This is a genomic window from Pseudoalteromonas piscicida, assembly GCF_002744175.1.
Classification (GTDB): domain Bacteria; phylum Pseudomonadota; class Gammaproteobacteria; order Enterobacterales; family Alteromonadaceae; genus Pseudoalteromonas; species Pseudoalteromonas piscicida_B.
In genome coordinates this window covers 58,294-85,027 of record NZ_NKHF01000028.1, presented here as the reverse complement: position 1 = coordinate 85,027, position 26,734 = coordinate 58,294, and the positions used below count along the sequence as shown (strand labels likewise).

The window sequence follows — 26,734 nt, the reverse complement described above, 5'->3', positions numbered from 1 at the left end:
GGGGGTTGCGGCGGTTCGACGCTTCGATTCGAGTCCCGTCCACTCCGCCAGTTTGCATCTCTTTTCTTAGCAAGCCTTTCATTTACTACCTAAAGTTTAAATATATCCCTGTTTAAGTTAAGTATCGTCCTGTCTGTAGTCTGTAGTCTGTAGTCTGTAGTCTGTAGTCTGTATTGCTTCAGAGTGTAAAGTGGTAGTTCGGTTGCTCTTACCTTACCGCTAGAAAGGTATAAACTATCCCAAGCTCAGGCTACTTAATATAATTGGCATAAGCCTCTTCATTGAATAGATCCCTGCTTCTCTCCATTGTTAACACCACTATTTTATAACCACGCTCCACCACAGGTTTTTTTAGTTGATCTTATATCTGTTCCGATATTTTGGGGCGGGATCTTATCGCGCTTTTTTTGTGATCTACTTGCGATCTATGTATATTTAAATATACTGTATATATAAACAGTGTTTGGTGGGTTATGGCTAATTACATAGAGCTTCTTGAGCGTAAAAATTTGCTTTGGCGCGGACGTGGTAGGGTTTGTCAGCCAGAAGTGATCAGTACAGGTTTTACCTCGTTTGATAGTGTCTTGCAGGGAGGTTGGCCTCTGCATGGTGTTATAGATATTCAAACGGCTGTTGGAGTCGGGGAGTTGCGTTTAATTTTGCCTCATTTTGTTCAAGAAAAGCGGTTAAAGGTATTAATAAATCCACCAGGTAGAGTACAGGCCGCTGCAATTAACTACTTATCATTGGACTTAAGTGAGTTTGTGGTATTACAGCCACAAAATGATACTGAAGCCTTGTGGGCCGCCGAGCAATGCTTAAAAAGCGGTGCGTGTAGTGCGCTAGTGCTTTGGCACGATGAGCTCTCTATTGCAGTGGTAAAGCGGTTGCAGTTAAGCGCACAAGCGGGTAATAGTCGACTATTTGTTTTGCATCAAACGCAATACGTGAGTAGCTTGCCTTTTTCTCTTTCTTTGGCACTGCAAGCAAAGTCGAGTGCTCTACATGTAACAATAAAAAAGCAAAGAGGCGCTTTTGCCCAGCATACCATTGAGCTAGAAAATATAGAGCATTGGCCTGAACTGGAAAAGCCAACCTTACCCAGTGTGGACGACAATATCGTTGTGTTGTCTGGATATGAGCAGCGTTTAACGAGCTAGCTATGTGGATCTATCTCTATTTTCCAATGCTGCAGCTGGAGGGGATAAGCAAGCAAACAGCGGCGACCGATTTTATCGCCCCCATGGTGATCATTGATGGGCGTAAGAATCAGGTGGTACAGCTAAATTCTGTTGCACAGCATAAAGGTATAAAGGCTGGAATGGGGTTAGGGACGGCCTGTGCATTATGTATGCAACTCCATGTTTTAGCATATGATAGCCAATTTGAGCGTCAGCAGTTGCTTGAGATTGCAGAGGCACTTTATCAAGTCAGCGCCGACTTAGTGATTGATGCACCTAATGGCATTGCACTTAAAGTGGATACCATGTTGTCTTTGTATCATGATTTATCCAGCTATTGGCTGGCGGTCACGGAGCAATTACGTCAAATAGAGGTTAGTTATCATTATGGTGTAGGGGCATCGACACTGATGGCTAAGCTATTAGCACGAATACATAGCGATAAACTAGAATTAACTCCTTTTCAAGCTCAGCAAGAGTTAAGCAAGATCACATTGCAGCAAACGATGCTCGCAGATAAGGTGATAGATAAGCTGATGCGTACAGGTGTGAAAACGGTGGCACAGTTGGAGCAATTTACTTTGTCTGAACTGGCTAAACGGTTTGATACTGAGCTTGTGCACTATGTTGGCTGCTTATTTGGCAGGTTAAAAGAGACACCTACCTTTTATCAGCCCCCAGAAATATTCGAGCTAACAGCGCCTTTACTATATGAAGTAGAAGTGGTTGCTTGGCTAGATAAGCCAATAGAATATCTATTATCCCGTTTGTCATTGTTTTTGCAGCAGCGAACCTTAGTGACTAGAACCCTGTATTTTAAGCTTGCGCTAAGAGACAGAGATGCTTTAGAGATCACTTTACACAGTAGTGAGCCTGAGTATAGAGCATCAAGTTGGAAGCGCCTGCTAGCGCTTAAATTGGAGTCTGTTACGCTCGAGGCACCGGTACAAAGTGTATCGCTAAAAGCAGATGCATTAGAAACACAGCAAGCCATCATGCAGGATTTATTTTCAGGGCAACACAGTGCGATGTCAGAGCAGGGGTTGCTGTCTATCTTATGTGCAAAGCTTGGTGAGCAAGCTGTTCAGCACCTTCAGTTAACGGGGGATCCTCGTCCTGAAAAAGCCAGTACATATAGTCGCACTCCTTGCCAGCGAAATATCCGCTCGACACTAAGGCCGACTATTTTACTGCCCGAGCCACAGCCTCTTTGTGAAAAAGTCAGCGTCATTTCTGGGCCGGAGCGTATAGCATCTGGATGGTGGGATGGGGAGCCAATTCAACGCGATTACTTCATTGTACAAAATAAACAAGCCCAGCGTTTATGGGTGTTTCGAGAGCAAAAAAATCAATGGTATATCCATGGGGTATTTAGTTAATGTCGTACGCTGAGCTGTTTTGTCAGAGCAATTTTTCGTTTTTAACAGGCGCCTCACGGCCTGAAGAATTGGTAAAACAAGCTGACTTTTTAGGCTATCGTGCTATCGCTATTACCGATGAATGTTCATTGGCTGGCATTGTTCGCGCTCATGCCTATATACAAAGCCATAAGCTCAAGATAAAACTCATCATAGGCAGTTTGTTAAAATACCAAGGCATAGAGTTTGTTGCGATTTGTCCAAATCAGCTCGCTTACTCTGAGCTATGTCGGGTGATCAGTAATGCTCGTAGGCGCAGTGAAAAGGGTACATATCAGCTCAATGAGTGGGATATTATGTCTCTTAAACATGTCTTTCTATTATGGTTGCCTCAAGGAAATAGGCAAGATGCTCAAGCTGTACAGTGGCTCTGTAAGTATCACCAAGACAGAATATGGATTGCTTATCAGCGTAAATTAACTGCAGAAGATGAGCGTTACTCCGCTCATTGTATCAAACTGGCAAAAGCCTACCATCTCCCGCTATGTGCTGTTGGTGGTGTGCTTATGCACTGTCCGTCTAGGTTAGCACTGCAGCATACGCTCACCGCTATCCGCTTGAACCGCGTAATAAGTGATATTCCTGAGTTAATGCTTAGCAATACGGAGTCGGCACTTAGGTCTATTCCAAAGCTCAAGAAATTATATGCATCCAGCCTACTTGAAGAGAGTGACCATATTGCAAAGTTGTGCCATTTTGACTTGGCTAAATTAAACTACCAGTATCCTCAAGAGCTTGTGCCTAACGGGCTAACACCTATGGCTTACTTACGTTCACTGGTTGAAAAGGGTAAAAAACGTCGCTTCCCAAACGGAGTACCAACAGAGATTGCCACAACAATAGAAAAAGAGTTAGCACTAATCGAAGCACTGGATTATCCATTTTTCTTTATTACCATTCACGATATTGTGATGTATGCCAAACAACAGCATATTCTGTATCAAGGGCGTGGCTCAGCGGCAAATTCCATCGTTTGTTATTGCTTAGAAATCACAGCGGTCGATCCTCGGCAGGTGGGCGTGCTATTCGAACGCTTTATAAGTAAAGAGCGCAATGAACCGCCAGATATCGATGTTGACTTTGAACACCAGCGCCGTGAAGAAGTTATTCAATATATTTACAACAAGTATGGTCGTAAACGGGCTGCACTAGCTGCAACAGTGATCACGTATCGTTTAAAAAGTGCGATGCGCGATGTCGGTAAGGCTCTCGGAATTGAGATGGCGCAAATAGAGTACTTTATTAAGCATCTAAACAGGCGTGATAAAGGCCTTAACTGGCAAGCACAGTTGGTTGAGTTAGGCCTTGAGCCCAGCTCGCTAAAGGGGCAGCATTTTATTCAGCTTGTAAATGAGATAATGGGTTTCCCAAGACATTTATCACAGCATGTTGGCGGCTTTGTGATCTCAGAAAGCCCTTTACACGAGCTAGTCCCCACCGAAAATGCAGCCATGCCAGAGCGTACGATTATTCAGTGGGATAAGGATGATTTAGAAACATTGAAGCTACTTAAAGTAGATGTACTTGCACTAGGGATGCTAAGTGCAATTCGTAAGTGCTTTGGCTATATAGCTAAATATACGGGTAGAAGCTTAGATTTAGCTCAGTTAACAGGTATGCAAGACGATCCGTTAGTCTACAAAATGTTGCAACGAGGCGATAGTGTTGGGGTATTTCAGGTTGAGTCACGAGCCCAGATGAGTATGCTGCCAAGGCTAAAGCCTGCTTGCTATTATGACTTGGTGATTCAAATTGCAATTGTACGTCCGGGGCCCATTCAAGGGGATATGGTCCACCCATTTTTAAAGCGCCGAGATGGTGAAGAGCAAGTCAGTTATCCATCTGAAGCGGTTAAATCTGTGCTAGAACGAACCATGGGAGTGCCAATCTTCCAAGAGCAAGTTATCAAACTTGCAATGGTTGCAGCGGGCTTTTCTGGTGGAGAAGCGGATAGGCTTCGTCGCGCGATGGCATCCTGGAAGAAAACTGGGGAGTTAATGCAGTTTAAAGAAAAGCTGATCCGTGGCATGTTGGAGCGAGGTTATGATACTCAGTTTGCTGAACGTATTTTTGAACAGATCTGCGGTTTTGGTGAGTATGGGTTTCCCGAGAGCCACTCGGCTTCTTTTGCTGTATTAGCGTACGCCTCGGCATGGTTAAAGTATTACTATCCGGCCATGTTCTATACTGCGCTTCTTAACAGTTTACCAATGGGGTTTTACTCCGCTTCACAGTTATTACAAGATGCAGCTAGACATAATGTCACCATTTTACCTATCTGTATTAATCACTCAAGCTATCACCATCAAGTTGTCAAAACAGACAACAAAGCCACCTTTGCCATTCGATTAGGGTTCAGGCTGATTAAAGGCTTAAGCGAAGCCGAAGCGCAACATATCACACAGCAAAGGCCGGGCAGCGGATTTCATCAGGTTGCACAGCTGCAGCAAACTGGTATCGCTAAAAGCACGATCGAAAAGTTAATTTCAGCAGATGCTTTACACCGTTTTGTCGATAGCCGTTACGCGGCTAGGTGGTCATTAGCAGATCAAAGTAAAACCTTACCGTTGTTTACCGAGCTGGAAGAAACCGAACCGCAATATAGTCATTTTCAAACCAGTGAATTTGAGGAACTACAAGAAGATTACACGACCACTAAGGTTTCCCTACGAACTCATCCAATCAAACAACTAGAGCAAGCTAAGTTAATAAGTCGAACGGTGAAAGCAAGTGAGTTACTTTATCGTCCACATAAATCTTTGGTAACAGTGATAGGTCTGGTTACAGGAAAGCAAGCGCCGGGGACTGCAAAAGGGGTTACTTTTTTTACGTTGGAGGATGAAACAGGCAACATGAATGTAATTGTGTGGTCTGGAACCGCTCGGGCGCAAAAGCAAGCCTATATGGGGGCTCAATTATTAGAAATAAAAGGTATATTAGAAAAAGAAGGTGAGGTGGTACATGTAATAGCAGGGAAGTTGATTGATAGAAGTGAGTTGCTAGAGGCGATGACTGTTAAAGCGCGCGCTTTTCGGTAGTTAATATATGATAAAGTGTTGCAATGGGCTGGCTTTGACCCCAGCCTCACGCGCTTTTAGCCTCTAACCAACTTTATCATGGCTGAAATAAAACCTTCTTGTTTGACAATTTGGTATTTTTGGCATGAATCTGGATTCTTTAAATCGTGACACAAATACAAAGTGTTGCGTTCAAGAGCAGGCTTTGGGTGCAAATTGGAGTCAAATAATACCGGATCTATACCTGGAATACCGGGCCAATAAACGCTATTGGCAACCAAACCTAACTTTTCATAAGTGATCAGTTGTGGCTTTGGGAATACCAAGAACAGCACCAGCAATACGCCAAGTGTTATCCACTTTCCTTTCCCTTTTGGCTTATCTTCCGCAACATTTTGTTGCTGGGCTTGGAGGGCGGCAGCTTGTTGTGCCTTAAGAGCCGCTAACTGCTGCGGTGAAGGCTTACGTTTATTTGCTCTACTTGGTTGTTTCTTCTTATTGGGCTGTACTTGGCCTAAAAGCGATTGTTTTTTTGATGGTTTTGCCATGCTTTAAGTAGCCTTTTAGTTGCAGGTCTCTATAATGCTTCTATGCTAAGTATAATAGCCTATTTTTACACTACAGCCTACGGGAAAGGACTATGGATCAAAGTATCTCTATTTTAATCGTTGACGATGTAGGGACAGTTCGCAGCTTTTTACATCAAACCTTAATGCATTTAGGTATAGACCATGTAAGAGAAGCCTCAACAGCCACTCAGTGTGTTAAGTCATGCGAAGAGCAGCATTTTGACATTGTCTTTTTGGATATTGAGTTGCCTGATGGCGATGGTAAAGAGCTAATCGCAACGCTGAATGAAATCAACCCTAACGTAAATGTCGTGATGGTTTCTGCGCATTCAACCGTGGATAATGTAAAGGATGCCATTGAGCGAGGGGCAAAAGGGTTTGTGGTTAAGCCATTTTCACCTAAGAAAATCGCGGCAATGCTGAAAAAGTTTTATCCAGACCTTGAGATAGTTTAATTACGATTAATAGCGGTTTGACTTCGTCATTTATACCAATTCACTTAATTAAGCGGTCTATTTGAGGCAAGGAGTTTTGTCTATAACACCGCTACCGCGTCCTGCTATTTCTCCGCTTCAAATAGCTAGTTTACTTAATACATTTGGTATAAGCGGGTATGAATTTCAGACATAAAAAAACCGACTTAACGTCGGTTTTTTCAATCCAGCAACAAATTAAAGTGCTTTAATTTTAGCAACTAAACGGCTCTTATGACGAGCAGCTTTGTTTTTGTGGATTAGACCTTTAGTTGCGTAACGGTCTAGGATAGGTGCAGCAACAGCAAATGCTTGAGTTGCAGCTTCTTTATCACCAGCTTCAATTGCAGCGATTACTTTTTTGAAGTATGTACGCATCATTGAACGACGGCTTGCGTTGTGCTTACGACGCTTTTCGCTAGTGATAGCGCGTTTTTTTGCAGACTTGATGTTAGCCAAGGTTTGCTCCTAACAATCTTAAAATAAGCTTAATTTAAAGGCCGAGGAATATGCCTGTTTTAATCGCAAAAGTCAATATAAATTAACAAGCGCGGCCTAATGTTCAACACCCAAGACTCGACTTGGGCTATTCTCAATTCTTAACCTGTAAAGATAAAAACATTGCAATGCTTCGTTTTTGCTTCAATATCAGGCAAGTAAACCCGTAATATCCCAAGTAGCACCGGTAACTGAAAAGTCGTAACTTCGCACAGTGCCTTGAAAATCTCAGGTCTGAACCAGAGTAAACAGTCTATATTCCACTAACGTGTAATAGGCTTACTTAGGTTAATGGCGCGTATTGTAGCAAAGCTGACCGAGCACGCCTAGTGCTAAATGCACAACAACCTAGTATGAATATCACGGCAACCAATTACGCTCCTACATTGCCGAACGCGACTAAGCCCTGAATACGTTGAAACGCCTTATTATGTAGCAATAAAAAGTCAGGTTTTGGTCATACGGTTATAGATACAATTTGCAAATTCAGAATAAGCAACAAATTAACTTAGTGAAGCACTTCATTATCCGAGCTGGTATAATTCGCGACGATTGATAAATGGTAGGAGTTAAGGTGGCCAAAGGGTTATTTAAATCAGGCATGATTGTCAGCGCTATGACGATGATTTCGCGGATACTCGGTTTAGTACGTGATGCAGTTGTAGCAAATTTACTCGGAGCAGGATTGGCCGCGGACGTTTTTCTATTTGCCAACCGCATTCCCAACTTTTTACGTAGGTTATTTGCTGAGGGCGCTTTTGCTCAAGCCTTTGTGCCAGTGTTATCTGAAATCAAAGAAAAGCATGGTGATGATAAAGTCAGGTTGTTTGTTGCTCAAGCCGCAGGCACCTTAGGCACCATATTGCTTTGCGTCACGCTTCTTGGGGTGCTGGGGTCTCCCGTGATTGCTGCATTATTTGGTACGAGTTGGTTTATTGATTGGTGGCAAGGAGGCGCTGATGCAGATAAGTTTGTACTTGCCAGTGCGCTATTAAAGCTTACCTTTCCTTATTTATTTTTTGTTTCATTGGTGGCATTAAGTGGGGCAGTACTAAACGTTTATAATCGATTTGCAGCGGCAGCCTTTACGCCAGTGTTATTGAACGTTTCAATTATTAGCTGTGCTATTTTTTTACATGATAAGTTTGACCAAGGGGCATATGCTTTAGCTCTGGGGGTTTTTATTGGCGGCGTTGTCCAGCTGGTGTTCCAAATTCCTTTTTTACTACGTTTAAGGGTATTGAGTCGTCCTCGTTTTGCATGGCGCAGTCCAGAAATCACCAAAGTCAGAACCTTAATGATCCCTGCTTTATTCGGCGTGTCGGTGAGTCAAATCAATTTATTGCTCGATACCGTCATCGCATCGTTTTTAGTCACGGGGTCAATTGCATGGCTCTATTATTCCGACCGTCTCATTGAGTTTCCGCTCGGATTGTTTGGGATTGGTATCGCAACCGTGATTCTGCCTGCGCTTTCTAAGCTGCATGCAGGTGAAAAAAATGAAGATTTTCAAAAGACCTTAGATTGGGGCGTGCGCTTTGTCATCTTCTTAGGTCTACCCGCTATGTTGGGTCTAATGGTGATCAGCCCATTGATTATCTCTGTGCTATTTGGTCACGGTGAGTTTGTTTCGCAAAATGCAGATAATATAGATAAGGTTAGTATGGGGGTCGCTGCATATTCGGTTGGCCTGTTAAGTTTTATGCTCATTAAGGTGTTGGCACCAGGTTTTTATTCACGGCAAGACACGAAAACACCAGTTCGTATTGGGATTATTACCATGGCACTCAACATGGTGTTCAATTTGATCTTAGCGCCGTTTATCGGTTATTTAGGCTTAGCACTGGCTACTTCTTTGTCTGCATCTTGTAATGCACTGCTGCTTTACAGGCAGTTGTCACAGCAGGGGGTATATAGGATCAGTGGCTTTTCGTTAGGGTTCACTGCAAAATGTTTTGTCTCAGCTATTGTGATGGCAATTTCGGTATACATGTTAGCGGCACAATTTGATTGGTTAATGTGGGGGTTGATGGAGCAAATCGTATTACTTTGTGGATTATTGTTGGTCGCGATGGTGAGCTATTTCAGTTTACTATTTATACTAGGAGTAAGATTCCATACTATCCGTGATGCTTGATTCGCATTTTTGAGCAACTTGGGTATAATCGGGCTCTTTGATATTTGCTGCACAAAGGCACGGCACTATGCAACTAATCCGAGGGATCCATAATATTCGACCACACCATTTTGGCTGTGTGTTGACGATTGGAAACTTTGATGGGGTTCATTTGGGACATGTAGAAGTTTTGAAGGGGCTTATTAGCGATGCAAAACACTACCAATTACCAAGCACGGTGATGCTGTTTGAACCACAGCCTTTGGAGTTTTTTGCAAAAGACAAAGCGCCTGCACGGTTAACACGACTACGTGATAAGCTGGTCTTATTGCAAGAATTAGGCATCGACAGAGTTATCTGCGTAAACTTTAATCGTAAGTTTGCCGCACAAGATGCTGAGCAATTTATTAAAGACGTGTTAGTTGCAAAGCTTGGCACCAAAGCATTAACGGTGGGTGATGACTTTCGCTTTGGCCGTGAGCGCGCAGGCGACTTTGACATGCTAAAGCGAGTGGGTGAGCCACTTGGTATGCGTGTTAAAGATACCGCAAGCTTTCGCAAACAAGATTGCCGGGTAAGTAGCACCTTGATCAGAACCGCACTTGCTGCGGGTGATTTGCACCAAGCACATGAAATGCTGGGTCATACCTATGCGATTTCGGGTCGTGTTATTCACGGCTGGAAGAAGGGCCGAGAACTTGGTTTTCATACCGCTAATATTGCGTTGAAACGTCAAGTTAGCCCAGTACGTGGTGTATACGCTGTAAAAGCAACCGTTAAGCAAAAAACACATTATGGTGTGGCGAATGTTGGTACTAAGCCAACGTTAAACGGTACTAAAGCACTCTTAGAGGTGCATCTATTTAATTTTAATGAGACCATCTACGGTCAATTTATGAAAGTGGAGCTAATAGAAAAGCTTCGCGATGAGCAAAAATTCGAAACATTGTCGCAACTAACGGAGCAAATTAGCCGAGATGTTAGTCATGCAAAACAATGTTTTTCTTTAACGTAGCCGATACGGAAAGTAGGATAAATGAGCGACTACAAACATACTTTAAATCTACCGGAAACTGAGTTTCCGATGCGTGGTAATTTGGCGCAACGCGAACCAAAGATGCTGAAAAAATGGTATGAAGAAGACTTATACGGTCAAATTCGCATTGCGAAAAAAGGTAAAAAGCCATTTATTTTGCATGACGGTCCTCCGTATGCAAATGGTAATATTCACCTAGGTCACTCAGTAAACAAAATCCTAAAAGATATTATTATTAAGTCAAAAACACTTTCTGATTTTGACGCGCCTTATGTACCTGGTTGGGACTGTCATGGCCTACCAATTGAGCTGCAAGTTGAAAAGAAAGTAGGAAAGCCTGGTAAGAAAGTATCGGTTGCAGAATTCCGTGAAAAGTGCCGCGACTATGCTAAAAAGCAAGTTGAAGGTCAAAAGGTAGACTTCAAACGCTTAGGTGTTCTGGGGGATTGGGATAAGCCATATCTAACAATGAACTTTGACTTTGAAGCAAACGCACTTCGTGTGCTTGGTCGTATTATTAAAAATGGCCACTTGCACAAAGGAGCAAAGCCGGTTCATTGGTGTACTGACTGTGGTTCAGCATTAGCGGAAGCTGAGGTTGAATACCAAGACAAACAGTCTCCAGCCATCGATGTTAAGTTTGTATTTGCTGATCAAGCAGCAATTGTTAAAGCATTTGGCTTGGCCGAAGGGCATGAAGGCAAGGGTGAAGTGAGCACCGCTATCTGGACGACTACACCTTGGACACTGCCTGCAAACCGTGCTGTAGCAGTACATGGTGCACTAGAGTATGCGTTAGTACAGATTGAAGATGAAGGCCAAGAACAGCGTATTGTGCTTGGTTCTGAATTGGTAAAAGATGCTGTAGACCGCTTTGGCTTTAAACACTTCCATGTACTAGGTTATGTGAAAGGTGCAGCACTAGAAAACCTGCAAGTGGCACACCCGTTCTTAGACTTTGACGTGCCAGTGATCTTAGGCGAACACGTCACCACAGACTCAGGTACTGGTATTGTTCATACTGCACCGGGTCATGGTCAAGAAGACTTTGCAGCTGGTCAAGCTTATGGCCTTGAAGTTGCTAACCCTGTTGGTGCAAATGGTGTTTACCTACCAGATACGCCTATTTTTGCAGGACAGCACGTATTTAAAGCCAATGACAGCATTATTGAGCTATTGACTGAAAAGGGCGTGCTATTCCGCCACAAAGCGCTAACACACAGCTATCCGCATTGCTGGCGTCATAAGACACCAATTATCTTCCGTGCGACACCGCAGTGGTTTGTGAGCATGGATCAAGCAAACCTACGTGCTGATTCACTAAACGAAATTAAGCAGACTGAATGGTTGCCAGAGTGGGGCGAAAGCCGTATTGCCAACATGGTTGAAGGTCGTCCGGATTGGTGTATTTCGCGTCAACGCACGTGGGGCGTGCCAATTGCACTATTCGTTGATAAAGATACTGGGAGCTTGCACCCAGACACAGAAAACTTAATTGAATCAGTTGCTAAACTAGTAGAAGAAAAAGGCATTCAGGCATGGTATGACCTAGAGCCGACGACACTACTAAGCGAAGCCGACGCACAACAATATGTAAAAGTACAAGATACGCTCGATGTGTGGTTTGACTCTGGGGTAACACACGCGTGTGTTGTGGATGCTCGTGATGAGCTAACGGGTCCAGCGGACCTGTACCTAGAAGGGTCGGATCAACACCGCGGTTGGTTTATGTCATCTATGATGACGTCGGTTGCTATCAATGGCCACGCGCCATATAAGCAAGTGTTAACTCACGGCTTTACGGTAGACGAAAAAGGTCACAAAATGTCTAAGTCTTTAGGCAACGTGATCTCACCGCAAGACATCATGAACAAGCTGGGTGCAGATATTCTACGTCTATGGGTAGCATCGACAGATTACACTGCTGAGATGACAGTATCTGATGAAATTTTTAAGCGTTCAGCAGACCGTTATCGTCGTATTCGTAATACGAGCCGTTACTTGTTGGCAAATTTAAGCGGATTCGACCCTAAGACAGATCTTGTTGCGATTGAAGACATGGTTGAGTTGGATCGCTGGATTGTAGCACGTGCAGCACAACTACAAACTGAGATCAAAACGGCTTACGACAAGTATCAAATGTTGCAAGTAACACAGAAACTAATGAACTTCTGTACCGGTGAGCTAGGGTCGTTCTATCTTGACGTGATTAAAGACCGTCAATACACGGCGAAAAGCGATAGCCATGCGCGTCGTTCTTGTCAGTCTGCGCTTTACCATATCGCAGAAGCAATGACCCGTTGGATGGCGCCAATCATGAGCTTCACCGCTCAAGAGATCTGGGAAGTACTGCCAGGTGAACGTGGTCAGTTTGTATTTACCGATACTTGGTATGATGCAATCGAAGGTGCTACCGAAGGGTCGTTAAATAACGAATACTGGCAAAACCTATTGGCCGTGCGTGATGAAGTAAACCGCGTACTAGAAAACGCACGTAAAGAAGAAGTGATTGGGGCGACTTTACAGGCTGAAGTAACACTTTACACTGGCGGTGAGTTAGCTGAGCAATTAACTGCGATCGGTGATGAGTTACGCTTCGTACTATTAACCTCTAAAGCTACGGTTGAGGTGGTAAATAGTCAGCCAGAAAATGCTATTGCGACTGAGATAGACGGCTTGTTTATCAGCGTAGCGGCAACCGCGGCTAAAAAATGTGACCGTTGCTGGCACTATACCGATGATGTAGGTGCGGATGCGCAACACGCAGATATTTGTGGTCGTTGTATTAGTAACGTTGAAGGTGATGGCGAGCAGCGTCAATTTGCCTAGGAGTCAAACGTGACACAAACTACACAGAAAAGTGGTCTGGTGTGGTTGTGGCTTAGTCTACTGCTTTTTGCAGTAGACTACTTCACCAAAGCACTGGTTATGGCTGAAATGGAACTGTACGAATCCATTGATATCTTACCTATATTCAATCTAACCTATATGCACAACTACGGTGCCGCATTCAGCTTTTTAAGTGAAGCGGGTGGCTGGCAGCGCTATTTCTTAAGTGGTATAGCGGTGGCAATCAGTACGCTGCTGATTTTTTGGCTGCGCAAACTTCCAGCATCAAATTGGAAGTTAGGATTGGCGTATGCACTAGTATTAGGTGGTGCGGTAGGCAATCTGTATGATCGCATTATCCACGGCTATGTGATCGATTTTCTACACTTCTATTATCAAAATTGGCACTACCCTGCATTTAATGTTGCTGACATGGCAATTGTGGGTGGGGCTGCATTGCTAATTTTCGATGCCTTTACCAGTGGCGATAAACCACAGGAGAAAAATTCGTGAGTGAACAAGTAATTGGAGCAAAGTCTGAAGTATTGTTCCATTTCTCAATTAAGTTGGAAGACGGCTCAGCAGCAGACTCAACCAAAGTCCATAATAAACCTGCTAAGCTTTTTATGGGCGATGGCAGCCTGACTGAAAACTTTGAAAAGTGCTTACTTGGACTAAAAGCGGGCGAGCAAAAGTCCTTTGAGTTAGAACCTGAAGACGCTTTTGGGCAGCCGAATCCTGACAATATTTATTATGTTGATAGAAGCAAGTTTGGTGCAGATACACCAGCTCAAGTCGGCAGTATTATTGCGTTTACTCAGCCTGACGGCACAGACCTACCTGGTTTGATCCGAGAAGTTGCTGGTGACTCAGTGACGGTTGACTTTAATCATCCGTTGGCTGGGCAAAAAGTGACCTTTGAAGTTGAAATTCTAGAGGTAAGTAACTAATGGAAATCTTGCTGGCAAACCCGAGAGGATTTTGTGCTGGCGTAGATAGAGCAATCAGCATTGTTGAGCGAGCTCTCGACATTTTTGCAGCGCCTATCTATGTTCGTCACGAGGTCGTTCATAACAAATATGTCGTTGATGGGCTAAAAGCTCGTGGCGCAGTTTTTGTTGAAGAGTTAAATGAAGTGCCAGACGATAGCATCGTAATTTTCAGTGCCCATGGCGTTTCTCAACAAGTTCGCAATGAAGCTAAGCGTCGAGAGCTGAAAGTATTCGATGCCACTTGCCCTTTAGTGACTAAGGTACATATGGAAGTCACCCGTGCTAGCCGAAAAGGAACTGAGTGCGTGCTGATTGGTCACCATGGCCACCCTGAAGTCGAAGGCACTATGGGTCAATATGATAACCCAAACGGTGGTATCTACCTTGTTGAGAAGCCTGAAGACGTTGAAACCTTGGAAGTCAAAGACGCAGATAATGTATTTTACTGTAGTCAGACCACACTATCGGTAGATGATACAGCTGATGTAATAGACGCGCTTCGTAAGAAGTTTCCGAACATCAGTGGTCCCCGTAAAGACGATATCTGTTATGCGACGCAAAATCGTCAGGATGCAGTTCGAGATTTGGCTGACAAGGTAGACTTACTTCTCGTTGTAGGTGCAAAAAATAGCTCGAACTCAAATCGTTTGCGAGAACTTGCAGATAAAATGGGCACTAAAGCATTTTTGATTGATGATGCGTCTTCCATTGAGGAAAGCTGGTTTTCTGAGGCAACTAAAGTAGGAGTTACCGCAGGGGCATCTGCACCAGAGGTTCTAGTTCAACAGGTTATTTCAAGACTCAAAGAGCTGGGCGGGAAAACTGTAGTTGAAAACCCAGGACAAGAAGAGAACGTTGTCTTCGCTGTACCAGTAGAGCTTAGATAGACGGAGTAGGGCGATGACACCACGTATTAGGTTGTTGTCTGCACTACTTAGCGAGCGAGGTATACTGGCTTTGCTGGTTGCCTCGCAACTACTTGCCTTTCTTTATGCATTGATTTCTCCCGTATTTTTTTGGCAATCATTGGGTCTTGCCAGCTTATTTATTCACTTTACCGCTTTTTTTTCATTGGCTATGTTAGCCATTATTCGCCATTTTGTAGAAAACCAATCAGATCTCGCTGAGGCAGGACTATTAATCCTTATATTTGTGCTTGGTACTTGCTGCACTAGTATGGCGTTTCCGTACGCTTTTACTTTACTTGGTTGGATTGACGAGGCAAAAGTCGAGTTAGATCTATGGCGTAACATTGCAATATGTCTGTGTATCATGACTATATTCGCTCACTTTTTGGCCATTTATACGGATAATATCCGTAAAGTACATGCTTTATCCAAAGCTGAACTTGAGGCCTTACATGCGAGAATAAGACCACACTTTTTGTATAATACCCTGAATACGGTGGCAGAGTTAGTGCATGTCGACCCTAGTGCTGCGGAAAAGTCAGCGCTAGCACTCGCCGATTTATCGCGTGCAGCGATGTCGGTAAAAAATATTGTGTCATTGCACAGTGAAATTGAGCTGTGTAAGTCCTACCTTGCGCTAGAGCAGTGGCGTTTTGCAACTCGCCTTCGGGTTAAGTGGAACATAGTAAATGTGAAGGGAGATGAGATGATCCCGACATTAATTTTGCAGCCACTGCTTGAAAATGCTGTTAGTCATGGCGTTGAGCCGAGTCCAACAGGTGCTGATATCGAAATTAATATCAGTGGTCATCAGTCGCAATTAACGATTGTTATTACCAATAGCTACGACCCCGAACTACAATCCACGCACCAGGGACATGGAATAGGGCTGAGTAATATTCAGCGTCGCCTTGCACTTTACTACGACCAGCCTATTGATTTTAAAGCAGAAGCTAGAGAAGATAGCTTTACTGTATACATTCGCTTACCGTTATGATTAAACCAATACCTTATCTTATCGTCGATGATGAGCCTCTTGCCAGAGCTCGAATTAAACGTTTGATGGATAATCAAGCAGGCTTTGTTTGTATTGGTGAAGCGCAAAGTGCAGAAGCGGCGGAGGCATTGCTTGAAAACGAAATCGTGACGCTAATTTTTTTAGATATTTCTATGCCTGGCCTTTGTGGTGTTGCATTTGCCACTCAACTTAGGCAACGTTTCCCGCGCATGAAAATCGTTTTCTTAACGGCACATCCTGAATATGCACTTGAAGCGTTTGATTTACATGCTAATGGCTACCTTGTAAAACCACTGAGCGAAGATAAATTACGTAACCTGTTAACGACTATTTTTCCGGCAACAGAGACATTGAGCTATCATGTTGCCGGTGAGTTACGTCATGTCCAATTGGCGGATGTCGTTGTTGCACAGGCGGACGATAAATATACTCGAATTACATTGACATCTGGCTCCCACGCCTTGATTGATATATCGCTTAAATCGCTATTAGATAAGTTTCCTAGCCACTTTATTCAAATTCATCGAAGTACACTGGTTAAACGTGATGAAATAAAAAGTGTGGAGTCGCAAGCACAGCAGCACTTTGTTTGTCTCAAGTCCCTCCCTGAGCGTTATGAAGTGAGCCGGCGAGCATACTCACAGTTAAAATCCTCACTCTAATTAACCGTCTATCGGCTCGATAAACCGTTCACGCCATCTCACATTGAGTTTCCATATGGCTTGCATACACTGATACTAGGATAATTGAATGTTAGGTTGACTATGTGTCATCAGCACAAGCAGCAAGGCTTTACATTATTAGAAGTACTCATTGCTTTTATGATTTTAAGTTTCGGGCTATTAGGCGCGGTAGCGTTGCAAGCAAAAGCAAAACAAGCGAGTTTTGACTCAATGCAACGGGCAGCTGCAGTAGAGCTTGCCAGCGATATTATGCACCGTATTCGCAGTAACGATGCCACCAATATCACCACACTTTATGATATCGATTTTAATAGCACAGAAGCCGTCCAAGCAACCACGGCCTGCTATACCGGCTTTTGTAGTGCCGCGGCAATAGCTCAAACAGATATAGCGAATTGGCGCCGCGCTATAAGAGCCAGAGAAAATACAGGGGCACTAGATAATGCGATAGTTTGCATTAACCCCACGTCGGGCGCTGATGCGGCAGGGGTCAATGTACAAGTGATTGTGACTTGGCGCGGCCGTCAGGCAATGACGGCGCTAGAAAACAATCCAGCTGGAGACTGCGGTGTCAACGATGATAGACGTCGGGCGGTAGTTATGGAAACCTTTATATTAATTAGGAGCTAATTATGAAACAGGCCTCTGGATTTACCTTGCTGGAAATCATGATTGCCATGTTCATAGGTGTAATGCTCTTAGGTGGTGTTATTGCAACCTATATTGGCATGAAAGCCACAACCAACGACACGATGCAAATAGGTGAGCTACAGGAAAAAGGCCGTTTGGCGCTGTCGATTATGCGTCGTGATATTGAGCAAGTTGGTTTCTGGGGAACTTTCTACGACAAAGGGTTTAGTGACACCAATCAACGTGCACCTGCAAACCCTGGCAATGACTGCTCTGGCGGCATCAATAACGGCAGCTTTCCAAATAACGAACCTGCGAACTTCAGACCAATTTGGGCTACCTTTACGACCAATTCAAATGCGTTAGGTTGTATTACCAGAGCAACCGCGCAATCAGAGGTTCTGCAAGTTAAGTTTCTAGAAGGCAACCCAGTGGAAACCGTTGGACTCATTCCTGATGCCGCGGCTATTCAAGCATCAAGGTACTACTTTATTGCACAGCAGGAACAGGCAGAGTTTATCGCTGGAAATAATATTGGCGATATGCCGAGCGTCAATGCCACATTATGGCCATACAGCCACCATGTTTACTACATTAGCGAAGAGCAGCAGATCATTAATAATCGCACCATTACTATCCCGGTATTGAGAAGGCAGCGTTTACTGGTTAACGGTGGCATGAACGATGAGCTTGTTATAGAAGGCATAGAGCAGATGCGCTTGGTATTTGGTCTAGATAGTGACTATGACGGGCGTGTTGATAGGTACAGGCATACCGCAAACATGTCCAATGCCGACTGGGGAGGTACTCGTGGCATTCTGACGATGCAATTGTTTGTGTTAGTAAGAGTGCTGCAACCAGATCCTGACTTTGGTGTACAAACACGAACCTACACTTTGGGGAATGACCCAGACAGGCGAGAGCTAACCTACACAGATGCAATTCGAAGAACGGTATTTTCAACCACTATTTCAATGTACAACATGGGAGGTTCAGCATGGGAAATGTAAAACAACGCGGGGTTGTGTTGATTATGGCTATGGTGATGGTGGTTGCTGTGATGGCTGTTGCCGTAACTTTAATGAGTACCAGTACGCTTGATATCAAAATGACGCATGCTGTGATGGAGCGTGAAGAAGCAGAGAGCATGCTGTTTGGTGAAATGCAGAGGTTAATACGTCAGGAACAGCGAGCTCCTAATAATGTGTTTTTACGATCACGCCAGCAACTTGCTAATGATGGTGCCACAGTCCAGACACCTAATGGCTTACAAGCGACCGTGACAAATTTAAATAATGGTGAGCTTGAGCTGTTTTGTCCTAGACAATTCGATTATACGGATGGCTTCGTTTGTAACATGACGGAAGTTGAAGCGACCGTGGAGTATGGAGATAGGGGTCGTCACAGCGTAACAGTTGTGATGGGTATTGGGCAGGAAATCGTCAGTGTTTCCAACTAGTTGACTTCTCGAGAAAGCATTATGAATAAGTTTCTATATATCATAGTCGCCTTGATGGCGCTGATACAAACCGCGCAAGCTGAAGATATTGAGCTTTACGTTAAACACAATGTCTCTACCCGTGAGCAGCCCAGAGTATTAATGTTATTTGATACGTCGGGCAGTATGGCGTGGGATTCGCAAAATGGCAAACAATGCTATGAACGTTACTCTTATAAGTATCGTGGACGTTGGTACTATGATTATAGGGAGCATGAGTGTTTTAACGGCAATAATTGCTATCAGGCTGACGGCTATGGTCGAGCCGTTCAAGGCTGTGCAGACAGCCGGTTAACCGTAGCGAAAAATGCCATGCGCAGCCTAGTCAATGATAACGCAGACATTCAGTTTGGTTTGTCTCGCTTATATTCCTCTTATGGAGGCTATATTTTAAATGGGATAGGAAGTAGCCGAACTGATATTGTCAGTAAAATCGACGCATTGCCTGCATCAGGCTCTACCCCCTTGTCTGAAACGCTTTGGGAATTATACAACTACTTAAAAGGTGGGGACGTTTACTGGGGGGAAAACGGCGGAGATGACAGGGATAAAACGATAGAAAGTGGCGGAGACTATATTTCAGCATTTAAACGTGCTACTGGCGCTGAAGAGCGCTGCGATACCTCGGTCAACTTAATTTTAATGACCGATGGTGACCCTACCAGTGATACGGGTTCTAACAGCAATATTGTTAATGAGTACTACTCAGTGTTTGGCGCCTATCCTAACTACTTTGATGTGAATGGGGGGTCTGGTGTCACCCAAAACTACTTGCCAGCATTAGCTAAAACGATGCGCGGTACTTCACAGGTAAAAGTAGATTTATATCCAACCACTCCAGATGAGCATGATTTTGCCCGTGTGTTTACCATTGGATTTGGTAATGGGATGTCAGAGTTAGGGAAGCAACTATTGGATGAGACTGCACAGCAAGGAGGCGGACAGTATCTCCATGCAAATACCGCAAGTGAGCTTTCCGATGTACTGAAAACTACGATAACCAATATCAGAAACATCAGTGCAAGTTTTAGTTCTCCTACAGTTTCAGCCAATGCTGAAGATCAAACCCAAACCGGGGAAGCGCTTTACTACACGCAATTCAAACCCGAAACGCATACTCGTTGGCGCGGTAATCTCAAGAAACTCAAGTTTGAAAATAAAAAGATTATTGGCCAAGAAAAAACCCCAGCTATTGATAATAAAGGCGCTATTTCAAATAGCGTGACAACTTTTTGGTCTGCTCCTGGTTCAAAGGACGGCAATAACATTGAAAAAGGCGGGGTGAATTATGCTCTGCAAAACCAGATTACCAGAAAGGTCTTGTCTGACTTTAACGGCAGCGCACTCACTGACTTTACTTACAATAACGCAAAAAGCGCTTATGGTAGTCGAGAAGAGTTAGCTGGTGCTATGGGGCTTGATGGAGCCAGTGAAAGCGAGTTACGGGAAGTATTTAACTGGGCAATCGGCCAAGATGTTGATGATGATAATGGCAATAGTAATCGCTCTGAAAGAAGGTCTGATATTTTTGCCGACCCACTTCACTCCAAACCAGCCACTGTCGACTATGGTAATGGAGATGTACGCATTTTAGTAGGCACGAATGCCGGTATGCTACATATGTTCAAAGACAATGGTAACTCAGTAACAGAGAGTTGGGCGTTTATACCCGGTACGTTACTGTCAATTTTGAACCCAGTTAAGAGCAAGTTACCAGAGACCAAAATATATGGAGTGGATGGCCCTATCACAACCTATTTCCATGATATCAATAAAAACCGCAAGGTAGATTCTGGTGATAAAGTGTGGGCATTTGTGGGTTTACGTCGTGGTGGGAATGAATACTATGGTTTTGATATTACCAACCCAGATGCACCAAAACTCTTATGGGGTGGACCTATCTCTGGTGACTCCGCTAAATTCGCCCACCTTGGACAAACATGGTCTAAGCCAGTAGTGACATTTGTTGAAAAGCAAAAGGAACGTCCTGTTCTATTATTTGCCGCTGGATATAATATCAATAAAGATAACGTATTGCGCTCAGAGGATAGCGATAATAAAGGTGTTGGTTTATACATGGTGGATATCATGTCCAATAATGCTGATATTGTCTGGTCGCTCACCGGGGATGCGTTTAAAGGAAAGCATAGTATTGTTGCCGAACCCACGTTAACGGATTCAGACTATGATGGTTTCGTAGATAGAATATATCTAGCCGATACTGGTGGTAGTATCTGGCGCATTGATATTCCTGGACCAAACCCCAATGACAGCGAAGAGCCATGGACTCACTTTGAGTTGGCTCGTTTAGGTAGTGCTGCTGCAAATCAAGATAGACGGTTCTTTTATAAACCGACGGTGGCACGAACCTTCTACAGTAAAGTTACAGAAACACGCTATAACGGTAGCCTAATCAAAGAGCGTCGGGATACACCTTTTGATGCTATTGTTATAGGCACTGGTAACCGTGCTAAGCCAACAGACTCAAGCGTCACGGATTACTTATTTATGATTAGGGACTTAAACACCAAAACAAAGTCATTTGTGGAAGATATCCCGGAACCTATTTTAATCAATGATTTGATGGAGATGAAAAGCGACCCATTTGGTAATGCGGTGGACAGCCTAGATGACTTTGTTGATTTAGAAATAGATCTTGCCCAGTTTAACGGTTGGAAGTATCAACTATCTAATGGCGAAAAGTCGCTGGCCGCTTCCACTGTGATAGGCGGGGTTGCTTACTTTACTTCATTTACACCGGCTGATCAGACAACCCAACAATGTACACTCACAGGCGGTAGAGGTCAGCTTTATATGTTTCATCTGCATTATGGGACAGGGAAAACCTATGTAACGGCACAGGACTTGCCGGATACCCCAACCATTATTGTAAGAGACAATATTGTTTATATACCGGGGCCTGGCATTGAGGCTGATCCTGAAACTAGTACGCCATTTGCTCCTCCAGGTATACCTAGTGAACCTGTTCCAGTGGTAGGGAAAGATGGCTTGATTGAAATATTCAAAAATAAAACAACGAGTATCAAAACAAAACAGCTTTATATATATAAGAGGGAAGAAAGCGATGAGAAAAAGTAGGTCTAACGTTTCTGCGACGAAAGGGTTTACGTTAATTGAGGTAATGATCGTTGTTGTTATTATAGGTATTCTATCGGCTATCGCTTACCCAAATTACACTGAATATGTAAGAAGAGGGGCAAGGGCAGATGCAATGACCCTATTATTAGATGCTGCGAATAAGCAAGAGCAATTTTTTGTAGATAACCGTGCCTACTCCGATGACTTGGAGGCGATAGGCGTACCTACGACGACCGAGAATGGGTATTTCACGATTACCTTACAGAATGTGACGGCAGATACATTTAGGGTGGTGGCAACGGCCACAGCAGGGCCCGTTCAAGGTGACCAAGATTGCCCTGCGTTCACCATTGATGAGCTAGGTGTACGTGGTATCGCGGGAGAGACAAATCAAGACCAGATAGACCGCTGCTGGGAGCGTTAGTATTTGCAAGAGAAAGAGGCCTATTCGGCCTTTGAGGTTTTAATATACTTGTTCGAGCGTGTTTTTTTAAAGGTCTACATCTTACATTTATCGGTATCTTTTAATGTAGTGCGGCCTGTGTAACTTACAGATAATGCCAATCCAGATGGGTTGGCATTATTACAATAAATAAATGTACCATTGTACAATCCGGCTAAATGACCATAACGACGAAATATAATCGCCTGTCTTGGATACGTTAACTTATCTCCTCGCTCTGTTGCTTCAAACACGGCCAGTTTAAAGTCATCACCAGAAAACTCGCCAGTTGGGCGATAATCAACAAACACGGTAAGCGGTTGGTGCCATTCGTGTCTATTGCAGCGGTTTTGTTTAAGTGGACACAAGGTGACTGTTGCGTCATTTGCCACGGCTTTTATTCGAGCAAAATTAATGGCACGGCGCAATGCTTCAAGTTTTATTTGTGGCCGATTGAATTGGAATATAGAAGAAAGATTTGGCAGCGATAAATAACTGACAATTATTGCGATAGTGATGCACACCATGCTTTCTAACAAAGAAAACCCTTGTTGACGACGCATATCCTTTGCCTCGATCGTTAACCTTTACCTCAAAGCTTAATGCGCTTTATATGAAAAGCAAGGAAGGTGAAAAGCTTTCAAGCACTACTCACAGGTGTCTTCTGTATCACCTCGGTATAATGCGGTGCCTGCTTGAGATACGCTGAGTTGTTGATTGTTATCCTCACTACCTGGACAGTAGGTGAAATTACCAGTGGCTGAGCCACTGAGTAATCCACTAGAATCGAATCTAAGACGATTATCACCAGAAAACACCATAGTGTCATTATCGTCTACCACCTCCATCGTTCTGTGGATGGTGTCACCAGCGTCAAACGCGCCATCATTGTTTCGGTCTACAAACACCGAAATGCGATTATTAGCCCAGTCATCTTGGCAGGCGAATGGCGTTCTTGCTTGAATATTGGCAGGTGGAGCGGGACATAAAATTACGATTTCGTCAGAAGCGGTGGCTTTGACCCGAGCAAAGGCAATGTTGCGTTGTAACTCTTGTAAAAAAGACTCAGCTCGATTGCGTTGCAGCAGGTTGCCGTCAAAGCTAAACGAAATGGCGAGCACAATCGCTAAAATTGCAATTGTGATCATAAGCTCCAACAGATTGAAACCCGCTGATTGTTTCATTACCGCCCCACAACCAAAAAAGAATTAATAATTTAATATTAGTATTATTGCGTGAATTCGCCTCAACTTTCAATGTCTTTGTTTGCCTTGGGCAAGGGGATTGTCTAAAATCGACGCTATACCAAAGGAATCGAGATAGTCATGAAGAAAATAGAAGCAATAATTAAACCGTTCAAACTTGATGATGTCCGCGAAGCACTTTCGGATGTGGGGATCACGGGTATGACGGTATGTGAAGTGAAAGGGTTTGGCCGCCAAAAAGGTCATACTGAGTTATATCGCGGTGCAGAATACATGGTAGATTTCTTACCAAAGGTAAAATTAGATATTGTGACTGCTGACGAAGACGTCGACAGAGCAATCGAAGTTATCTTAAAAACGGCACAAACGGGCAAAATTGGTGATGGTAAAATCTTTGTGACTGACGTAGAGCGCGTTGTACGTATCCGTACCGGTGAAGAGGACGAAGAAGCAATTTAAAGCAGCTAGTTGTAGAGAGTATTAGTCGCGACCACAGTGCTGTCGCGACTTGATAAGAGGTTTATTTATTACGTGGGTTAGCTGATTTAGCTTTTTTCACGTTATCTGCAAGATCCTGTAACCCCAGCTTACGATAGCTCTTTTCCATGATATCAAAAGCTTGTGTCAAATAACTGCTTTGTGAGTAGTGTTCAACAACATATTTACCTCGGTTTGCTGCAGCGAGATAGGCTTCACGCTCAAAATAGTATTCAGCTACTTTAAGTTCGTAACGGGCCATTTTATTTAATAGCCATACAATACGTTTTTTTGCCTCTGGTGCATAAGGACTATTCGGGTAGTTCTTAACCAGCGTGGTCAAATCCTGAAACGCAACACGAGTGCGGTTCGCATCTCTGTCAGCTCGGTCTACGCCAAAATATTCTTGAAACGCGTTTTCATCAGCTTTAATACTCACTAGACCACGCATATAGTACATATAATCAAGGTCTTTATGGTTAGGATTCAAACGAATAAAGCGGTCAATCGTGGCGAGTGCTTGGTCTGTATTACCTGTCTGATAATAAGCATACACTAAGTCCATTTGAACTTGTCTTGCATATGGCCCAAAAGGGTATCTGGCGTTAATTGCGCCAAGTAATTCAATGGCACGTGCGTATAGGCCAGAGTCTAAAGTTTGCTTTGCATCTTCATAAAGTGCTTGGGCGGATTTGTTCGGGACGCGTTCAATATCTTCTTGTTCTGGTGCGGATGAACAGGCTGCCAAACCTAAAACAGACGCGGCTAACGCCAGCCTAAAGGCGTGTGTCCTTAAATTTTTAATCATTTTATTTTACTACCTTTGTTTTCTTCGGCTAGGCCAACTCGGCAAAACCGAGTAAACTATGCATTTATACGATTCTAACCCAGTCGAGCACGGCTTGCACTGGTAAATTAGGTAAAGTTTCAGATGTCAGAGCAAATTTCCCTCCAAGCGGAGGTTCCAGTCGAACTCGGTGGTAAACGTCTAGACCAAATATTGGCGCAATTGTTCCCGGATTTTTCACGTTCCAGAATAAAAACTTGGATCCTTGAAGATAAAGTCACCGTTGATGGTGAAGTTTTAAACACGCCTCGCGAAAAGCTGCTAGGGGGTGAAAGCGTCGCCATCGAAACAGTAATCGAGGCACAACGCGAATACGAAGCACAAGATATAGACTTAGATATCGTCTATGAAGATGATGATATTCTAGTGATAAACAAGCCAATGGGGCTTGTGGTTCATCCAGGTGCTGGTAACCCAGATGGCACGGTGCTAAATGCATTACTACACCATCACCCTGAGATCATTAATGTGCCGCGAGCGGGTATCGTTCACCGTCTCGACAAAGACACAACCGGTTTGATGGTCGTTGCAAAAACAATTCAAGCACAAACACATTTGGTGAAAAACCTACAGGCCCGCGAAAACTTCACTCGTGAGTATGAAGCGATTTGTAATGGCACCATGACAGCCGGTGGTATGATTGAAAAACCAATCGGCCGCCATGCGACTAAGCGTACACATATGGCAGTACACGAGATGGGCAAGCCTGCAATCACTCACTATCGTGTAGCGGAGAAATTCCGAGCGCACACCCGCCTTCGTTTACGGTTAGAAACCGGTAGAACGCACCAAATTCGTGTGCATATGGCGTATTTAAATCATCCATTAATTGGCGATCAGTTATATGGCGGACGTCCTCGCCCACCGAGAAATGCAACGGCTGGGTTAACAGAACAGCTGCGTGAGTTTAAACGTCAGGCATTACATGCTATAAAATTAAGTATCGCTCACCCGATCAGTGGTGAAATGATGACATGGGAAGCGCCAGTGCCAGAGGATATGGTTAAGCTGGTGGCAGCGCTAAGAGAAGACACCAAAGAAAACCCGGATTTGACGTTATAAGATGCAGCTTGCTCAGTGGCCACTTTCCCAACTCGTTGGGACATTATCGACAACGCGCGAAGGCGGTGTTTCTTTACCGCCTTTCGACAGCTTGAATCTTGCCTTTCATGTGGGTGATAACGCCGAGCATGTTGCAGAGAACCGTCGAATTTTGCATGGCTACGTTGCCAACCCCATCGTATGGCTTGAGCAAGTCCACGGCGCTGAGGTGGTTGTGGTTGACGAGCAGTTTGAAGTGGCTCAGGTTCATCAAGCCGATGCGCTTTACACACGTCAGCGTCAAGCTCCCTTGGCTATTATGACAGCCGATTGTCTGCCTATTTTGCTTGCATCAAAAAATGGTGAGGAAGTGGCGGCTATTCATGGTGGCTGGAAGCCGCTCGCTGCTGGAATTATTGCTAAAACGCTGGCTAAGTTTCAGTGTGCCCCTGAAGAAATCTGTGCATGGTTTGGCCCTGCGATAGGGCCGGATGCTTTTGAAGTGGGTGAAGACGTAGTACAGGCCTTTGGGGCACAAAGAAGTACGGCGTTTACGGCCACAAAAGCAGGCAAGTATCTTGGTAATATTTTTGCACTGGCAGAGGCGCTGTTGGCAGAGCAGGGAGTAACAGACTGTTATGGTGAAAAACACTGTACGGTCAGTATGCCTGAGCACTACTTTTCGTATCGCAGAGATAAAACAACGGGTCGCATGGCGACTTTGATTTGGCGCAAATAATCAGGTTAAATTATTACT

At 44.0% G+C, this 26,734-nt stretch carries 25 protein-coding genes; 20 read left to right on the top strand and 5 right to left on the bottom strand.

All coding sequences use genetic code 11. The features are described 5' to 3' along the window. Positions 1–473: 473 nt before the first annotated feature. From imuA to CEX98_RS06785, 3 genes are read left to right on the top strand one after another with little or no spacing between them, the layout of a single operon-like run. Positions 474–1,160, top strand: a complete 687-nt coding sequence (gene imuA, locus CEX98_RS06795) for a translesion DNA synthesis-associated protein ImuA (RefSeq protein WP_099641347.1) — start codon at positions 474–476, stop codon at positions 1,158–1,160. Positions 1,161–1,162: 2 nt separating this feature from the next. After that, complete coding sequence (locus CEX98_RS06790; RefSeq protein ID WP_099641346.1) at positions 1,163–2,560, top strand: Y-family DNA polymerase; 1,398 nt, start codon at positions 1,163–1,165, stop codon at positions 2,558–2,560. Continuing rightward, on the top strand, positions 2,560–5,637 hold the full coding sequence (locus CEX98_RS06785) for an error-prone DNA polymerase (protein ID WP_099641345.1): 3,078 nt from the start codon (positions 2,560–2,562) through the stop codon (positions 5,635–5,637). Before CEX98_RS06790 ends, CEX98_RS06785 begins: the two co-directional genes overlap by 1 nt. A gap of 56 nt (positions 5,638–5,693) precedes the next feature. On the opposite strand, the gene CEX98_RS06780 is transcribed toward CEX98_RS06785, so the two are convergent. Further along, on the bottom strand, positions 5,694–6,164 hold the full coding sequence (locus CEX98_RS06780; protein ID WP_099641344.1) for a hypothetical protein: 471 nt from the start codon (positions 6,162–6,164) through the stop codon (positions 5,694–5,696). A 92-nt stretch (positions 6,165–6,256) separates the two neighbouring features. Here CEX98_RS06780 and CEX98_RS06775 point away from each other — a divergent pair, with 92 nt between their 5' ends. Beyond that, complete coding sequence (locus CEX98_RS06775) at positions 6,257–6,640, top strand: response regulator (RefSeq protein ID WP_099641343.1); 384 nt, start codon at positions 6,257–6,259, stop codon at positions 6,638–6,640. A 216-nt stretch (positions 6,641–6,856) separates the two neighbouring features. Here the strand turns inward: CEX98_RS06775 and rpsT are convergent, their stop codons facing one another. Beyond that, a complete protein-coding gene (gene rpsT / locus CEX98_RS06770) occupies positions 6,857–7,117 on the bottom strand; it encodes a 30S ribosomal protein S20 (RefSeq protein WP_010370978.1) in 261 nt (86 codons plus the stop codon). 613 nt (positions 7,118–7,730) lie between these two features. Here rpsT and murJ point away from each other — a divergent pair. From murJ to CEX98_RS06705, 13 genes are all read left to right on the top strand, one after another. Continuing rightward, entirely contained in the window at positions 7,731–9,293 is a 1,563-nt protein-coding gene (murJ, locus tag CEX98_RS06765; protein WP_099641342.1) for a murein biosynthesis integral membrane protein MurJ, read from the top strand. 67 nt (positions 9,294–9,360) lie between these two features. Beyond that, a complete protein-coding gene (gene ribF / locus CEX98_RS06760) occupies positions 9,361–10,287 on the top strand; it encodes a bifunctional riboflavin kinase/FAD synthetase (protein WP_099641341.1) in 927 nt (308 codons plus the stop codon). Positions 10,288–10,308: 21 nt separating this feature from the next. Continuing rightward, on the top strand, positions 10,309–13,137 hold the full coding sequence (ileS, locus tag CEX98_RS06755) for an isoleucine--tRNA ligase (RefSeq protein WP_099641340.1): 2,829 nt from the start codon (positions 10,309–10,311) through the stop codon (positions 13,135–13,137). Between the two features lie 9 nt (positions 13,138–13,146). Then, positions 13,147–13,650, top strand: coding sequence for a signal peptidase II (lspA, locus tag CEX98_RS06750; protein WP_099641339.1), 504 nt, complete (start codon positions 13,147–13,149; stop codon positions 13,648–13,650). Next, positions 13,647–14,087 carry an FKBP-type peptidyl-prolyl cis-trans isomerase gene (gene fkpB / locus CEX98_RS06745; RefSeq protein ID WP_099641338.1) on the top strand — a complete coding sequence of 147 codons (441 nt, stop codon included), beginning with the start codon at positions 13,647–13,649 and terminating at the stop codon, positions 14,085–14,087. The genes lspA and fkpB overlap by 4 nt, the downstream gene beginning before the upstream one ends. Beyond that, positions 14,087–15,016, top strand: a complete 930-nt coding sequence (ispH, locus tag CEX98_RS06740; RefSeq protein WP_099641337.1) for a 4-hydroxy-3-methylbut-2-enyl diphosphate reductase — start codon at positions 14,087–14,089, stop codon at positions 15,014–15,016. The genes fkpB and ispH overlap by 1 nt, the downstream gene beginning before the upstream one ends. 13 nt (positions 15,017–15,029) lie before the next feature. After that, positions 15,030–16,034: a sensor histidine kinase gene (locus CEX98_RS06735; RefSeq protein ID WP_099641336.1), complete on the top strand. Its 1,005-nt coding sequence runs from the start codon at positions 15,030–15,032 to the stop codon at positions 16,032–16,034. Further along, a complete protein-coding gene (locus CEX98_RS06730) occupies positions 16,031–16,717 on the top strand; it encodes a LytR/AlgR family response regulator transcription factor (RefSeq protein ID WP_099641335.1) in 687 nt (228 codons plus the stop codon). Before CEX98_RS06735 ends, CEX98_RS06730 begins: the two co-directional genes overlap by 4 nt. A gap of 102 nt (positions 16,718–16,819) precedes the next feature. Then, positions 16,820–17,368, top strand: coding sequence for a type IV pilus modification protein PilV (gene pilV / locus CEX98_RS06725; RefSeq protein ID WP_099641334.1), 549 nt, complete (start codon positions 16,820–16,822; stop codon positions 17,366–17,368). Positions 17,369–17,370: 2 nt separating this feature from the next. Then, positions 17,371–18,378 carry a PilW family protein gene (locus CEX98_RS06720; RefSeq protein WP_099641333.1) on the top strand — a complete coding sequence of 336 codons (1,008 nt, stop codon included), beginning with the start codon at positions 17,371–17,373 and terminating at the stop codon, positions 18,376–18,378. Further along, positions 18,366–18,827 (top strand): pilus assembly protein PilX, encoded by a 462-nt coding sequence (locus tag CEX98_RS06715; protein ID WP_099641332.1) that lies wholly within the window; start codon positions 18,366–18,368, stop codon positions 18,825–18,827. The genes CEX98_RS06720 and CEX98_RS06715 overlap by 13 nt, the downstream gene beginning before the upstream one ends. Before the next feature lie 21 nt (positions 18,828–18,848). Continuing rightward, entirely contained in the window at positions 18,849–21,965 is a 3,117-nt protein-coding gene (locus CEX98_RS06710) for a pilus assembly protein (RefSeq protein WP_099641331.1), read from the top strand. Beyond that, positions 21,952–22,389: a type IV pilin protein gene (locus CEX98_RS06705; protein ID WP_099641330.1), complete on the top strand. Its 438-nt coding sequence runs from the start codon at positions 21,952–21,954 to the stop codon at positions 22,387–22,389. The genes CEX98_RS06710 and CEX98_RS06705 overlap by 14 nt, the downstream gene beginning before the upstream one ends. Positions 22,390–22,463: 74 nt before the next feature. Here the strand turns inward: CEX98_RS06705 and CEX98_RS06700 are convergent, their stop codons facing one another. After that, positions 22,464–22,970, bottom strand: coding sequence for a GspH/FimT family pseudopilin (locus CEX98_RS06700; RefSeq protein ID WP_099641329.1), 507 nt, complete (start codon positions 22,968–22,970; stop codon positions 22,464–22,466). Between the two features lie 84 nt (positions 22,971–23,054). After that, positions 23,055–23,591, bottom strand: a complete 537-nt coding sequence (locus tag CEX98_RS06695) for a GspH/FimT family pseudopilin (protein WP_242441649.1) — start codon at positions 23,589–23,591, stop codon at positions 23,055–23,057. A 141-nt stretch (positions 23,592–23,732) separates the two neighbouring features. Here CEX98_RS06695 and glnB point away from each other — a divergent pair, with 141 nt between their 5' ends. After that, positions 23,733–24,071 (top strand): nitrogen regulatory protein P-II, encoded by a 339-nt coding sequence (gene glnB / locus CEX98_RS06690; protein ID WP_010371023.1) that lies wholly within the window; start codon positions 23,733–23,735, stop codon positions 24,069–24,071. 61 nt (positions 24,072–24,132) lie between these two features. Here the strand turns inward: glnB and CEX98_RS06685 are convergent, their stop codons facing one another. Next, positions 24,133–24,897, bottom strand: a complete 765-nt coding sequence (locus CEX98_RS06685; RefSeq protein ID WP_099641328.1) for an outer membrane protein assembly factor BamD — start codon at positions 24,895–24,897, stop codon at positions 24,133–24,135. Positions 24,898–25,020: 123 nt separating this feature from the next. Here CEX98_RS06685 and rluD point away from each other — a divergent pair, with 123 nt between their 5' ends. Continuing rightward, positions 25,021–25,998 (top strand): 23S rRNA pseudouridine(1911/1915/1917) synthase RluD, encoded by a 978-nt coding sequence (gene rluD / locus CEX98_RS06680; protein WP_099641327.1) that lies wholly within the window; start codon positions 25,021–25,023, stop codon positions 25,996–25,998. Between the two features lies 1 nt (position 25,999). Then, positions 26,000–26,716: a peptidoglycan editing factor PgeF gene (gene pgeF, locus CEX98_RS06675; RefSeq protein WP_099641326.1), complete on the top strand. Its 717-nt coding sequence runs from the start codon at positions 26,000–26,002 to the stop codon at positions 26,714–26,716. Positions 26,717–26,734 lie beyond the last annotated feature (18 nt).